This window comes from Bremerella sp. JC817 (genome assembly GCF_040718835.1).
Lineage (GTDB): Bacteria > Planctomycetota > Planctomycetia > Pirellulales > Pirellulaceae > Bremerella.
The window spans coordinates 653,240-667,277 of record NZ_JBFEFG010000267.1 but is presented as its reverse complement, the minus strand read 5'-3'; the positions used below and the strand labels follow the sequence as shown (position 1 = coordinate 667,277).

The following is a 14,038-nucleotide window of genomic DNA, read 5'->3' as shown; positions in this document are numbered from 1 at the left end:
GCGGACTGGGCGACCTGAACCAGGCTGGCCATTAACAACAAATATGTCCAATACGCCTGCCATGATTCTGGTTCCGATTCCGAAGCGAACGCGTATTCTTCCGCTTCTGCTTTGGCAAACCTTCCTGGAACCTTCGCCAGAACTTTGCCTCTCCGGAAAGTCACCCCAGGTGGATACCGCATTCATTGAAAATCTCTTGTCTTTGAGTTGCCGCTGGAATGGGGCCCTGTCTACAATCGCACTTAACATGGAAGCGGTTTCGCGGATCGTTGCGAAGTCCAAGTCGTGCAACTTTGGGACAGTAGAGGTTCTCAATGGATTATGCGTCGATTCTGGCTCGTTACATCGGCAGGGAAGTTAATGTATCGACCTTCGGCCACGTTCGATTACGTGGCGAATTAGCGGCAGTCTACGAAGACTGTGTTCGCCTGATTAATGCCTCCACTTCGCAAGAATCGGAGGACTCGCCATGGTCTAGCTCTGTGGCAGATTACTCTGATCAAGCCGGCACCGGGGATGGTGCGGAAGCCCTGGTTCATTTTCACCATATCGTGGCGATTCGCTGCACCGACGGTGACTTACTTGATTTGCCGGTCTTACCTGATTTCCAGACGCCGTCGTCGTTGCCGATGGCCGAGATTCAGTCTGCGACGGTCGAAGAACCTACCCACGAGCCGTGGGAACCATTCTTAGAGATCGATCGGCTCACGCTCGAGATGGGTGGAAAGCTGGTCAAGCTGGTGCATCCCGATACGTCGGAGATCATGCAGCGGACTTCCGCAATTCGTTGCCACCTGGCGGACACCCTGGGCGTGATCATTCCGCGGCTCCGATTACGAGACTCGCTGGAACTGGGGGATCAGGAATATCGCATTCTAATCGATCAGTGCGAAGTCGCTCGTGGTCGTCTCGGACCGGGGCAGCACCTGGCGCTCGACATGGGTACCTCGAGCGGGACCCTCCAAGGAGTGCGAGGTATCGATCCGACCTTCGGTGGTCCAGGCATCTGGATCCCAGCCGAGCAGCGTCAGGAAGCTGAACAACTCGGTTACCTGGTGATTGATCCTTCGATGCTGATTGTGACCCACCTGCAAGAGACGCTACGGCGTCATGCCCACGAGATCCTGACGCTGGGGGACGTTCGCGAAATGCTCGAGCGGCTCCGAGACCGCAACCCGGGCGAGTTCGACGAGATTCGATCCAGCCCCGTTTCTGTCTCGGTGCTGCATGCCGTGCTGCGACGACTGCTGGAAGAAGGGATCTCGATTAAGAACTTCACCCGCATCGTCGAGATTCTGGCACTGCATGGCAGTCGCAACCAGGATGTCGAAACGCTGGTCAGCATGGTCCGAGTTCGTCTCGGTCGGCAGTTGATTCAGAAGTTCCTCGATCCAGATGGGCGCGTGCATGGCGTCGGGCTCGATCGCGATCTGGAAACATCGCTCCAGCAGATGACCGACGAAGATGCCGGCCGACAAATTCGTGGCTGGATGGAACGCATGGTCGACATGCTTCGCGATACGTTCCAACGTCTGGACGAACAGCAGCGACCGGTGGCGATGATTGTGTCGTCGACGATTCGCTCGCGATTGTGGCAGATTTTGTCACCGCACTTCCCACAAATCACGGTGCTCAGCCTGGCCGAAGTGCCACGCAGCAACGAGATCTTCTGGCAGTCGTTGATTTCGCCAGAGGAAGTCGGGGCCCTCGAACCGGCTGCCAAGCGACCTGCTCATGCGGCGGTGGCATCGGACGCTACGTATCGCCCGAAAGGGAAGATGAGCGAGCACATTGCCGAGGAATTACCACCTCGCCGGCCACGCTAAGTAAATGACCTCGGTCTCCCTGAAAGGGCGGCTCCGATCTTGGGATCGGGGCCGCTTTTTTTATTCTTCCAGCTTCTGAGGCTCTTCCTTCGGAACGACATACGAATCGATCACTTGCGAGTGACCGGGCGTGTTGGTGTAGGTCGTCGTCTGCCCGTTGACGGTCGTCGTGGTCTGGATGTGCATGTTCGCCTTTGCCCAGGCCAGCAGTTTCGTTTTCAGCCACTGCCGGCAAGGTGGGATCAGCAATGCGAAGCCCAAGGCATCGGTCAGCAGGCCTGGCGTCATCAGCAAAGCACCGGCACTGAAGATCATGGCGGCGTCGGCGACGGCACTGCCAGGCATCTGTCCAGCCGCTAGCTGGGCCTGAATTTTCTGCCATGTCGTGAACCCCTGGCTGCGTGCCAGCAAGGTTCCCAGGATGCCGGTAAACAGCACCACGCCGATCGTGACCAGCCAGCCCTCATAGTGCGACAGCCACAGCAAGAGCGTCAGTTCTACGATCGGAACCGTGACGAACAACACCAGTAAGGTCGCAAGAATACGAATGGTAAAGGCTCCTAGGCCAGAAATGGAGTTCGGTTACTTGGGAATGATATCCACCAGGGTATTCGTCCTCAACTCGCTTCCCTTAGGGACGAATCTTAGCCATGGCGTCGACCAACGTGTCCAGGTGCTGCTGCGAGTGGCCAAAAGAAAGACTGATCCGTAAGAGACACTCCCCTTCCGGCACCGACGGCGGACGAATCCCTGGGACCATGATGCCCAGCTTCAGCAGGCGAGCTGAAAGATCCATCGCCAGGCCTTCCGTCCCGACGATCACCGGAATGATCTGCGTCTGACTATCTCCCAGGCTCCAACCCAGTTCCCGCAGCCGGACACGTAATTGATCGGCCATCGCCAAGACAGCGACGCGGCGTTCCGGTTCCTGCTGAATGATTTCAAGCGACGCCAACATCGCAGCGGCATTCGCGGCTGGGGCTGCCGTCGAGAAGATATAGGGTCGCGATCGATTCACCAGCCAATCAACGAGCGCACGGCTACCGACGACAAACCCGCCATGGCCACCGAGTGCTTTGCTGAACGTTCCGACACGAATCGGCACGCGGTCTTCGATGCCGTACTGTTCACACAACCCTCGGCCTTGCTGGCCGAAGACACCGGTGGCGTGCGCCTCGTCCACCATCAGCATCGCTTCATACTTCTCGGCCAGATCGGCCAGTTGATCGAGCGGAGCGACCGTGCCATCCATGCTGAACAACGTATCGGTGACGATAAGTCGCCGACGAAACGTGCCACACTGCTTTAACAGGTTTTCGAGATAGGCGACATCGCGATGAGGGTAAACGCGGACCGTTGCTTTCGAGAGCCGTGTTCCGTCAATGATGCTGGCGTGATTCTTTTCGTCGCTGAGGATCACATCGCCCCGATCGGTCAGCGCGTCGATGGTGCCTGCGTTGGCGGCGAAACCACTGGCGAACGTTAAAGCCGCTTCCGTTCCCTCGAACTTGGCGAGGGCTTCTTCCAGGGCCGTTTGGGCCTCACCTCTTCCGGTGATCAAAGGACTCGCGCCACTCCCCCACCCTTCTCTGGCGATCGCCAACTGGGCCGCTTCTTGAAGGCGCGGGTCCGCGGCGAGGTTCAGATAGTCGTTGCTGCTGAAGTTGAGCAGCGTGCCATCCTTCCAGATAATGGTCGCTCCTTGCTGCGTCGCTCGGGTATGTACAGCACGGCGGCGCTCGAGCGAATTCAGCAGTTCAAGCTGTTCAGGAATCCAGGAGAGTGGGTCAAACATGCAATGGCTCTTCGATAATAGGGACGCCCCTCATTATCTAGTTGCCAGGCAGATGCATAAAGCGGGGAGGAATTCGCGGCGGAAACTCGTTACGAGTCCTTCAGTTTGTCGCGTAGCAGCTGCACGAGATCGATCTTCACCTTGCCATCTTCCAACTGCTTGCCGATTGCCTTGTTGGCCTCGCGGACCAGCTTTTCCTGCTTGCCAGAAAGCTTCTTGGCCAGCGTTCCTTCGAGCTGCTCGCCAATTTGCTCGGCGACTTCGCCGTGAGCTTTGCCAATGCGGTGGACATAGAACCGCTCGAGATCGATCTGCCCGCCGGTGACGTGCGGAGTCAGTTCGGCCGAGCCGAGCAGGCTGGCCATGTTCCATTTGCTGTCGAGCTGCACATCGAGGCGAATCTTGACGGTGCCTTCGGCGACGACGCTCACGCCCAACAGGCGAACGCCCCGGACCCACTGCTGATATTCGGCTTCCCCCTGGAATTGAACGCGGGCATGGATCTGGCAGGTCGACCGAGTCGGACCGACGTTCAACTGTTCGATCCAGATCTCGACATGTTGCTTCGGATCTTCGATATGCCCCAGGTAACGGACCCAGTCGCCATGGTTCTTCGCTTCGCGGACACGTTCCAGCCGTAAGTCGTTCCATTTGCCACGAACCTTCAACCGCTTGGTGAAGTCGTGGGTCTGGTTCCAGTCCGACTCGTCTTTGAACGAATTGGGGAGCGAGCGGCGGACCGCATCTTCCAGAATGGGGGACAGAAGTTTTTCGATATCGGCCTGGGGTGCTGCCGTTACGATAGCCGGGAGGCCAGTGCTGATGCCGACAACAAGCATCGCCACGATTCCCCAATTTCGTGCTGGCATCGGCGGTTCCCCCAGAAAAGTGTGGTGACTTCTAACTGTTTATCGCACTTTTCTCGATTTGGTTCGCAAGAATTCTCTAAAGTCGGACGAACCGGATTGGCACGAAAATGCGAATTCTTCTAAGATTCCGTCCCAATCCTCGGACCATTTCTCTACTTAGCTATCGTGACCCGGCGAATGAACGGACTCATTCCAACCTGTAGTCGACGTTATTTCGCGGCATTGCTGGCGAAGACCATCGCGATGCTAGCAGTCGGCCTGATGATCGAAACCGTCGAAGGTGCCGTGCTGGATACCTGGTATTCGGACGCCCAATTGAACGACGTCGCGTTTGTCGACGATCGACATGGGATTGCCGTCGGCGACCATGGCACGATCTGGCAAACCAGCGACGGCGGCGAGCACTGGGACACGATCGCTTCCGGCACCGACGCTCATCTGCATGCGATTCATTTCACCGACCCGCAACGCGGCTGGGTCGTGGGGGGCTTTCAGCAGCCTTACAGCTCGCAAAGTCGCGGTGTGGTGCTTCGCACTTCCGACGGCGGCATGACCTGGGAGTCGATGCCAGAGCAATCGCTGCCTAAGCTGACCGGTGTTCGCTTTCAAGATAGCCGGCATGGCTGGGCGGTCGGCAATCGATCGAACATGTTTCCGACAGGTTTGTTTGAAACAGCTGATGGTGGCCGTAGTTGGCGAAGTTTGCCTGGCACTCAGTCGACACGCTTCCATAAGATGGCCACCCTCCCCAGCGGCGAACTGCTGTTGGCCGGGGCAGAAGGGAATGTCTCGCTGGCTGATCGCGGCGGGATCCGAGCTCCCAGCATCTCGGCCGATCCTCTGCGTGACTTGCAAGATATCGTCGTCGCCGGCAGTAGCAATGCGACCGCGGTTGGCGAAGGTGGTTTGATCCTCAATAGCACCGATTCTGGCACTACCTGGGAAGTTATCGCGCCGGATCCTTTGTCGCGAACCAACCGCCAGGTGAATTACTTCGCCGTCGAACGCTTAGGCAAGTTCATCTGGATTGCTGGCGACCCGGGCAGCTTCGTGCTCCACTCGGCCGATGGCGGCGAAACGTTTTCAGTACAGAAGCTGCCGACCACGGCGACCATCAAAGGTTTCTTTTTCCGCGACGAAAATCGGGGCTGGGCTGTTGGCTCGCTCGGAACCATTTTGATCACGACCGATGGGGGCAAGACCTGGAAGCTCCAGCGGCAAGGGGGCGAACGCCTGGCCTTGCTCGGCTTATTCCACGATCCGTCGATCGTCCCTTACGAACTGATCAGTCATCATGCCGGCACCCAGGGATACCTGACCGGTGTCGAGATCGTCAATCGACCGAAACACCAGACCGGCCAGAAGCGACTTCCGCTGCACGACGCAATGGTGCACAGCGGTGCTAACGTCGGCTACACCGCTTGGCAGTTTCCGACCGACGACGCCCAATTGATGGTCAGTGGCAATAAGCTGGTTGCCGGCTGGGATGCCGTAAACGACGGTCAAGGTCTGGCGGCAATCGAAAGCTACCTGGTCCAGCGCATTCGGCAGCTTCGACCGACCGTGGTCGTGACCGACTTCGCCGATCCGACCGGCAAGCAGCCTCTGGCCTACCTGGTGAATCAGATCGTGTTACGAGCGATCGAGAAGGCTGCCGATTCGCAGAACTACCCGGAACAGATGGAAGAGCTGAACCTGTCGACCTGGGCGGTGCCGCGTGTTTGTAGCCTGGTGCCGGAAGGTCAGAACGGGTTGATCACCCTGAACACCACCCAAATTTCGCCACAGCTGGCGATGTCGATCTCAGAGCATGCTGGCGTTTCCCGAGGGATCGCTAGCGGAAAGCTCTCCGATGGTCCCTCGACGGTGGAGTTAAAGCTGATTCAAACCTCGGGGCTACTCGAGAATCGTTTGAGCGATATTTTCTCCGGGCTTTCGGTTCCGCATGGCAAAGGGGCTCGACGATCGCCGCAGCAGATGCCGATCGTCGATCTCGCCAAGCTGCAGCGGACTTCGCAGAAGCGACGCAACATGATCGAGATGATCAATCACGCGGCCAGCGATCCGGAACGAGGCGCCCTATTGTTGGGGCAGATGCTTCGCTTGTCGGAAGAACTTCCCCCGGCCCGGAGTGTGGAAGTCCTTTCGCACCTGGCGGCCAAGGCGAATGAAAACGGCAACTTATCCTTAGCCGCAGACATGCATCATCAGATTGTCAGCAAGTTCCCCAGCCACGTCCTGGCGGAAAACTCGGCGGCGTGGCTTCTAGGGTATTACGCTAGTGCCGAGATCCAGCGAGCCCAGAAAGGGACCGTCGAGTTCGCCGAACCGACGGCCACGCAAAACGAAGCTCCTCCGGAAGAGGAGCCAGTTGAAAATGAAGTCGCGACGGTCTCGTTCAACGATCCGACGAACTTCACCAAGCCAACGAAACCAGGGCAACGGGCAGGCGAGTTGATCGCCGAACTGAACCAAAAGATGCCTCACGTGCTGACCGATCCATCGCTGGCATTTTTGCTGGAACGATTGCATGCCGAGCAAGGCTTGTCGCGGCAGGGCGAGTCGTATGTTCGCCGGTTGTTGAATCTTGGCCAGGACAATGCCTGGTGTCGCCGAGCTCAGTGGGAACTAGTCTTGGGACGCGGCAATGCCCGGATCGATGCTCCGATCATGTCGGCCAGTTACACCGAAGAAAAGCCTATCCTCGATGGCAAGCTGAACGATCGCCTCTGGCAGACTGGTCGGCCGCAAGACTTTCTGGCAGGAACAACTTCGCCAGAACGCGGGGCTCCACCGGCAGCGATGATGGTGGGATACGATAACGAGTTCCTTTATGTCGCCGTTCGCTGCATGAAGTCGAAGGGCTTCACCTACGATCAGGCCGGCGATCAGCCTCGCCCGCGTGATGCCGAACTGGCCCAAAGCGACCGCGTGCATCTGCTGTTGGACCTCGACCGCGACTATGCCACCGCGTATCGCTTTACGGTCGATTATCGCGGGATGTCGGCCGAATCGCTCGCGGGCAATCTGAGCTGGAATCCTCGCTGGTTCGTCGCGGCAACCCAGGATGCCAATACTTGGACCGTGGAAGTGGCGATTCCGTTGAGCGAACTTTCCGCTCAGAATCTGCACGCCGGCGATACCTGGGCAATGGCTGCCCAACGCGTGATTGTCGGTGAAGGAACCGAAGCATGGCCATCCTCGGCGGTCTATGAGCTAGGACCGAGCGAGTTCGGGCTCTTGCAATTTCATTAGATCCCCCTAGAACCAAGCGAGTAGGTTCTCACGTGTTTCCTTCTCGCAAATGGCAATTGGTGTGGCATATCTGATCGGTGTCGACGAAGCAGGCTACGGCCCAAACATCGGGCCGCTGGTGATCGCCGGCACTCTCTGGCGAATCGAAGATACACACGACGACCTGGCCAGGGTCGATCTTTACGACGTGCTCGGCGACGTCGTCGCCCGCAAGCCGAAGGCAACGCACTTGGCGATTGCCGACTCGAAGGCGATTTACGGCAAACGGAATGATCTGTCGCTGCTCGAAGAAGCGGTTCGGGCCACCGGTTCGCATTTGTCGCATACCTTCCCGATCTGGGGTGGTGTGTGTGAGCCTGATTTGAGCGACGACCCGCCGGTCGGACTGGCTCCCTGGTACGAAGGTTGGATTCATGCGTCGCCGACCGACGACGTCGCCATGAGAATTGCCGAGCGAACCACGGGCTTTGCCGACTGTTGCGAGCGAACCCAGGTCACCGTTGAAGAAGTTCGCACCGTCTTTCTTACCGAGAAAGCTTACAACGAGCGGCTTGCTACGATCGGCAACAAGAGCACCGTCCTCTCGCACGCCTCGCTCGGACTCGTGCGTCGGCTACTCGAGCGAGTTGCCGGCCAGGGCCCCCAGGCAGTGCGGATCGTCTGCGATAAGCATGGCGGGCGCGACTATTACGGCGGACTGCTGCAGCACTTCTTTCCCGAAACATGGTGGAAGATTCTGGAAGAGTCGCGCGGCGTGAGTCGTTATTACGGCGAAGTTGGAACGAGCGAGGTGACGATCGAGTTTCGCTCGAAAGGGGAAGGTTTTCTGCCAACCGCGTTGGCCTCGATCTACGCCAAGTTTCACCGCGAAGTCGCCATGCAGGCAATCAACCGATATTGGGCGGATCAGGTGCCAGGGATTGTCGAAACGGCGGGCTATCCGGTCGATGCGGCTCGCTTCGCCAGTGATACGGAAAAACGTCGCCAAGAGCTGAAGATTCCGTGGGAAACCTTCTGGCGGCTCAAATGACGAGCGAACCGCTCGTTGTCCGAATGGGTCTTGGGGAATAAAATAACCAAAGTATGTGTAAAATCAGCCGCCTTCTTTAAGGCGATCGAACCCCAACAGAACCACCGATTCATGGCCACTTTCGACGTGGAGTCGCAATTGGATCTCGAACGCATTCGGGCCGATTTCCCCATCCTGCACCAGGTAGATGACGAGAACAATCTGCTCGTTTATCTCGATAACGGGGCAAGCAGCCAGCGTCCCGAGTCGGTGATCGATTGCCTAACCGATGTTTATCAAAGGTATTACGCCAATGTGCATCGCGGGGCGCATCGACTCAGTGGTGAGTCGACGGACCTGTTCGAGATCGCTCGGAAGTCGACCCAGCGGTTCTTAAACGCTGCATCCGAGCACGAGGTTATCTTCACCAGCGGGACCACGATGGGGATCAATCTGGTCGCGAGAAGTTGGGGCGACGCCAATCTTCAGACGGGCGACGAGATCTTGCTGACCGAGATGGAGCATCACTCGAACCTTGTTCCCTGGCATCAGTTAGCTCAGCGAACCGGGGCGGTCATCAAGGCGATTCCGATCACCGAAGATGGGCAACTCGATCTCGACTTTCTGCCGAAACTGCTGACCGAACGGACCAAGGTCGTGGCCTTGGCGGCGGTCTCGAATGTTCTGGGAACGATCAATCCGGTCGGCCGCGTGGTGGAAGCCGCTCATGCCGTTGGTGCCAAAGTGCTGGTCGACGCCGCTCAGGCGGTCCCGCACGAAGCCATCGACGTCCAGCACTGGGACGCCGACTTCGTTGCTTTCAGCGGGCATAAGATGCTTGGTCCATCCGGTGTGGGTGTGCTGTACGGCAAAGAGTCAATTCTCGACGAGATGCCACCATTTTTGGGTGGTGGCAGCATGATCGATATTGTGGAGATCGACCGCTTCACGCCTGCCATGTTGCCAGCCAAGTTTGAAGCCGGGACCCCTCCGATCGCCGACGCGATCGCAATGACGCCGGCGATTGAATACCTCGAAAAGGTTGGTCTTTCCGCGATCCTGCAGCACGAGCAATCGTTGGCGGCCTATGCCCATCAGTTGCTGGCCGACGTGCCGGGGCTGCGGATCTTGGGGCCTGATGTGACGAAGAAGGCTGGGATCGTCAGCTTCGTGATCGATGGTCTGGCGGCCAGCGACATTGCCACGTTCCTGGATGGCCGGGGAATCGCGGTTCGCGAAGGACACCACTGCACGTTGCCGCTGCATAAGAAGCTGGGAATCAGTGCCAGCGTTCGCGCCAGCTTCTATCTGTACAACACCCGAGAAGAGGTTGAAAAGCTGGCCGATGCCGTGCGGACCTCGGTCGAATTTTTTGGCTGAGAGTGGGTTGGCTTACCAGACTGGTGTCGGTAAATCGGCTAGGATAACGACTTAAGCACGATCACCTTCCTCATTACGGATCTGGGAGAACACCGCACATGGCTTCCAAGGATTACTCGCGTCGCGACTTCCATAAACTCTCTGCTGCCGCCCTGGGTGGCATGATGTCGATCGGAGCCTTGGGGTGCGGTGGTGAAAAGCCGGCGACCACCGGCGAGTCGGCCGAACCGACCGAACCTGCTTCGGGCGACGAAGCAACTTCCACCGTCGCCAAGCATGCCTGCCGCGGCTTGAATGAGTGCAAAGGCCAAGGGGTCAAGGGAAGCAACGAATGTGCTGGTGCCGGCACGTGTGCCACCATCGAGCATCACATCTGTGGCGGCCGCAACGAGTGCAAGGGGCAAGGTGGCTGCGGAAAGACGCCTGGCTTTAACGAGTGCAAAGGCAAAGGTGGTTGCCACATCCCGATGTCTGGTGGCATGTGGAAGAAGGCCCGTGAACTGTTCGAAGAGCGGATGAAGGAAAAGGGCGTCGAACTGAAGCCTGCTCCGGAAGCCGCCGCTTAGGAACCAAAGCAGTACCATGCCTCAGCCACGGCTTGGCTTCGAGAATCTTGGTTTAGGGGTCGGATTGCGCGCCCCGCATTTTCATCACATTCTCGAAACGCAGCCGGCGGTCGATTGGTTCGAGATCATCTCCGAGAACTACATCGACTCGCAAGGACGTCCTCGATACGTCCTCGATCAGGTTGCCGAACGATATCCCGTCGTCATGCACGGGGTATCTCTCTCGATCGGCAGCACCGACCCGCTCGATTTCGAGTACCTGCAAAAGCTGAAGACATTGTCCGGCGAGATCGGAGCTCGCTGGATCTCGGATCATGTTTGCTGGACCGGAGTCGCCGGTAAGAACTCGCACGACCTGCTACCGATTCCGTACAACGAAGAGACGCTCAAGCATGTCGCCCAGCGTGTTTGCCAGGTGCAAGAGTTCCTGGAGCAGCCGCTCGTTCTGGAAGACCCCAGCAGCTATGTGACCTTCGCTAACTCGACGATGGCGGAGTGGGAGTTTCTGACGGCCCTGACCGAAGAGACCAGCTGCGGCCTGCTGTTGGATGTGAACAACGTTTACGTTTCCGCCGCGAATCACGACTTCGATCCGGTCGAGTATATCGAAAATCTTCCGTGGGAAAGCATCGTTCAGTTTCACCTGGCGGGGCACACGAACATGGGGGACTACTGCATCGATACCCACGATGGGCATGTGATCGATCCGGTCTGGCAGCTTTATCGATTGGCGCACGAACGGACCGGAGGCGTTTCGACGCTTTTGGAGTGGGACGCCAATATTCCTGACTTCGATACGATGCATGCCGAGGTGCTGAAGGCCAAGCAGTTGATCCAGGGAAAGCCGATCACAGGCGATCTACCTGTCACGAAGCCTTCCACCCGCGTGCCCCATCCGCCTCATCGGATCGAGCACGAGGTGAACTAGTCGATGGCCAGCGATTCACCGAAGCCTGTCGATCTGCCGATCTTGCAGCAATGGATGCATTCGGTCATCAGCCATGTCGGTGGCGTGGTCGAGGGAATTGAAGACAATGAAGCTCGCCGGCTGATCGATGTCTCGACCGAAGAGATCGAAACGGTCATCACGCCGAGCCAAAGGCGAACCAGCATCCAGCGTTTGGAAGTTTACGCGAATGCCTACTATGCCCGGCTGGTTGAATGCTTGAAGTCGATCTTCCCTGTTTTCGCGCAGACGGTTGGGGACGAACTGTTCGACCAGTTCGCGATCGCTTATTTGCAGCAGTACCCCTCGCGAAGCTATACGCTCGATCGCCTGGGAGATCACTTTCCGCAGTTCCTACGTGAGACCAGTCCCGAGGCGGAAAGTCCTGGCTTCGAGCACTTTCTGGTGGAACTGGCGACGATCGAACGCAGCATCGACGACGTCTTTGATGGGCCTGGCGTCGAAGGGAAAGAGGTCATCACGGCCGCCGATTTGGAAGGGATCTCGCCCGACGATTTCTGGCAGGCTCGGCTGACGGTAGTGCCTTGTCTGCGCTGGCATCGCCTGACGTTTCCGATCAACGAATTTCTTACGAGGGCTCGAACGCAGCCTCAGCCTGATGTGCCTGAGGCGGCTCCATCGTTTCTGGCCCTCACGCGACGCGACTTCGTGGTTCGACGCGTTCCGCTGACTCACTTTCAAATCGAGTTGATTTCGCGGCTGGCCGCTTCGCAAAGCGTGGGGGAAGCGATCGAAGACGTTTTAAATCAGCTTGGCGAACCGGACGATTTGCCAGGGATGATAGCATCCGCCTTCCAGAAATTTGCCACCGAGCAGTTCTTTGCCGCGATAAGTTCTTAACGCCAGCGAATATACCGAAAGTGCATCGTCGCACTGGCGGTGATTTCGTCACGGTTTGCCGGCCAAGTTGGTTCCATTGGGGGGCCATTGTTGGGCCAGAGAAAGCCGTCTGATCAGATCCCGACAATGGGTAAATCTTATGTAAGAAGCGGGAAAAGGGAGGGGGAATAGGCGGCACCGCTGCTTGTGATCGCCGGGTAAGCCCCTACAATCAATGAGTTACTTCGAGGTGTCGATTCGTAGACACCGAAGATTGGCGGGGTAAACCCTTTCGGTGAGCCCTATCCTTGCCCGATCTAGATCTTCGAGGGCCGCAATGGCATTGGTTAGCTGGGTTCGAGGTCGCGTCTTTAACTTCGTTCACCGTAATAACTTAGTATATAACACCTGCTGGGAAGATCCGCGTCTTGATCGTGTCGCCCTGCAGATTCAACCTCACCACAACGTGATGGTCATCACGTCGGCCGGCTGCAACGCTTTGGACTATGTCCTGGCGGGTGCGAACCATGTGTACGCCGTCGATATGAATCCACGACAAAATGCGTTGCTGGATCTGAAGAAAGCAGCCATCCAGAACCTGGAGTATGAAGACTTCTTCTCCATGTTCGGGAAAGGCCAACTGCTGAACTTCAAAGAGACTTACAAGAATCAACTGCGCAGCTCGCTGCCGGAATGGTCGCGAAGTTACTGGGATCGCAAGATCAAGTACTTCCGCCCCCGCAAACGCCGCAGCTTCTACTTCCGCGGAACGTCGGGTGCCTTCGCCAAAGTGGTGAACATGTACGTCGACAACGTGCTGCGGATGCGACCTCAGGTTCTCGAACTGCTCGACGCGAAATCGCTCGACGAGCAACGCGAGATCTTCGAGGTGATCGATCGCAAGCTGTGGACTGGTCCGCTGAAGTTTGCCATGAGCCGCGATACGACCTGGAGCCTGGTCGGCGTGCCACGTGCCCAGCGCGAGCATCTGGAAAAGCAGTATGCCAACGGCATCGTCGACTTCGTCCAGGACAACATGCGAGCGGTCTTTGCCGAGTTGCCAATCCACGACAATTACTTCTGGCGAGTCTACGTGACCGGCGAGTACACCGAGACTTGCTCTCCGGAATACTTGAAGCCTGAAAACTTCCAGAAGCTGAAGGATGGGTTGGTCCATAAGGTCAGCACGCATACCGATTCGGTACAGCACTTCCTGGAAAAGCACAACGACCATCCGATTCATCGGTTGGTGCTGTTGGATCACCAGGACTGGCTAACCGACAAGCTGTACTTTGCCCTGGTCAACGAATGGCAGGCGATTGCCAATCGCATGGAGGGTCAGGAAGATGCCCGCATCATCTGGCGTACCGGCGGTTTGAATACCGACTTCGTCGACGAAGTCGAGATCACCCACAAGGGCCAGAAGAAGCAGGTGGGTGAACTGCTGACCTACCATCAGGAACTGGCGGACGAGCTTCACGTCAAGGATCGCGTCCACACGTACGGTGCCTTCCGCATCGCGGACATCGCGGCCTAAGACCTAGCGGCCCTC

General features: G+C 57.7%; 11 protein-coding genes. 8 read left to right on the top strand and 3 right to left on the bottom strand.

What is annotated here, in order from left to right:
* The first annotated feature begins 482 nt into the window (after positions 1 to 482).
* Positions 483 to 1,826: an FHIPEP family type III secretion protein gene (locus AB1L30_RS11445; protein WP_367013552.1), complete on the top strand. Its 1,344-nt coding sequence runs from the start codon at positions 483 to 485 to the stop codon at positions 1,824 to 1,826.
* Positions 1,827 to 1,886: 60 nt separating this feature from the next.
* On the opposite strand, the gene AB1L30_RS11440 is transcribed toward AB1L30_RS11445, so the two are convergent.
* From AB1L30_RS11440 to AB1L30_RS11430, 3 genes are all read right to left on the bottom strand, one after another.
* Positions 1,887 to 2,351 carry an FxsA family protein gene (locus AB1L30_RS11440; RefSeq protein ID WP_345091036.1) on the bottom strand — a complete coding sequence of 155 codons (465 nt, stop codon included), beginning with the start codon at positions 2,349 to 2,351 and terminating at the stop codon, positions 1,887 to 1,889.
* A gap of 106 nt (positions 2,352 to 2,457) precedes the next feature.
* Positions 2,458 to 3,621 carry an 8-amino-7-oxononanoate synthase gene (gene bioF, locus AB1L30_RS11435; protein ID WP_367013551.1) on the bottom strand — a complete coding sequence of 388 codons (1,164 nt, stop codon included), beginning with the start codon at positions 3,619 to 3,621 and terminating at the stop codon, positions 2,458 to 2,460.
* Between the two features lie 89 nt (positions 3,622 to 3,710).
* A complete protein-coding gene (locus AB1L30_RS11430) occupies positions 3,711 to 4,490 on the bottom strand; it encodes a hypothetical protein (RefSeq protein ID WP_367013550.1) in 780 nt (259 codons plus the stop codon).
* Between the two features lie 177 nt (positions 4,491 to 4,667).
* Between AB1L30_RS11430 and AB1L30_RS11425 the strand changes: the two genes are divergently transcribed.
* From AB1L30_RS11425 to AB1L30_RS11395, 7 genes are all read left to right on the top strand, one after another.
* Positions 4,668 to 7,745 carry a YCF48-related protein gene (locus AB1L30_RS11425; RefSeq protein ID WP_367013549.1) on the top strand — a complete coding sequence of 1,026 codons (3,078 nt, stop codon included), beginning with the start codon at positions 4,668 to 4,670 and terminating at the stop codon, positions 7,743 to 7,745.
* 61 nt (positions 7,746 to 7,806) lie between these two features.
* Positions 7,807 to 8,775 (top strand): hypothetical protein, encoded by a 969-nt coding sequence (locus tag AB1L30_RS11420; protein ID WP_367013548.1) that lies wholly within the window; start codon positions 7,807 to 7,809, stop codon positions 8,773 to 8,775.
* Between the two features lie 111 nt (positions 8,776 to 8,886).
* Positions 8,887 to 10,134: a SufS family cysteine desulfurase gene (locus AB1L30_RS11415; RefSeq protein ID WP_367013547.1), complete on the top strand. Its 1,248-nt coding sequence runs from the start codon at positions 8,887 to 8,889 to the stop codon at positions 10,132 to 10,134.
* Positions 10,135 to 10,232: 98 nt separating this feature from the next.
* Positions 10,233 to 10,700 (top strand): twin-arginine translocation signal domain-containing protein, encoded by a 468-nt coding sequence (locus AB1L30_RS11410; protein ID WP_367013546.1) that lies wholly within the window; start codon positions 10,233 to 10,235, stop codon positions 10,698 to 10,700.
* Between the two features lie 16 nt (positions 10,701 to 10,716).
* A complete protein-coding gene (locus AB1L30_RS11405) occupies positions 10,717 to 11,628 on the top strand; it encodes a DUF692 domain-containing protein (protein ID WP_367013545.1) in 912 nt (303 codons plus the stop codon).
* Between the two features lie 3 nt (positions 11,629 to 11,631).
* Positions 11,632 to 12,507, top strand: coding sequence for a DNA-binding domain-containing protein (locus AB1L30_RS11400; RefSeq protein WP_367013544.1), 876 nt, complete (start codon positions 11,632 to 11,634; stop codon positions 12,505 to 12,507).
* Positions 12,508 to 12,823: 316 nt separating this feature from the next.
* The gene (locus AB1L30_RS11395) at positions 12,824 to 14,023 is read left to right on the top strand and encodes a BtaA family protein (protein WP_367013543.1); all 1,200 of its coding nucleotides are present in this window, start codon (positions 12,824 to 12,826) and stop codon (positions 14,021 to 14,023) included.
* Positions 14,024 to 14,038 lie beyond the last annotated feature (15 nt).

Bases quoted from the DNA above. Each gene is read 5' to 3' on its own strand.
- bioF (WP_367013551.1), bottom strand. From the start codon at position 3,621: ATGTTTGACCCACTCTCCTGGATTCCTGAACAGCTTGAACTGCTGAAT.
- AB1L30_RS11430 (WP_367013550.1), bottom strand. From the start codon at position 4,490: ATGCCAGCACGAAATTGGGGAATCGTGGCGATGCTTGTTGTCGGCATC.
- AB1L30_RS11425 (WP_367013549.1), top strand. From the start codon at position 4,668: ATGAACGGACTCATTCCAACCTGTAGTCGACGTTATTTCGCGGCATTG.
- AB1L30_RS11415 (WP_367013547.1), top strand. From the start codon at position 8,887: ATGGCCACTTTCGACGTGGAGTCGCAATTGGATCTCGAACGCATTCGG.
- AB1L30_RS11410 (WP_367013546.1), top strand. From the start codon at position 10,233: ATGGCTTCCAAGGATTACTCGCGTCGCGACTTCCATAAACTCTCTGCT.
- AB1L30_RS11405 (WP_367013545.1), top strand. From the start codon at position 10,717: ATGCCTCAGCCACGGCTTGGCTTCGAGAATCTTGGTTTAGGGGTCGGA.
- AB1L30_RS11400 (WP_367013544.1), top strand. From the start codon at position 11,632: ATGGCCAGCGATTCACCGAAGCCTGTCGATCTGCCGATCTTGCAGCAA.
- AB1L30_RS11395 (WP_367013543.1), top strand. From the start codon at position 12,824: ATGGCATTGGTTAGCTGGGTTCGAGGTCGCGTCTTTAACTTCGTTCAC.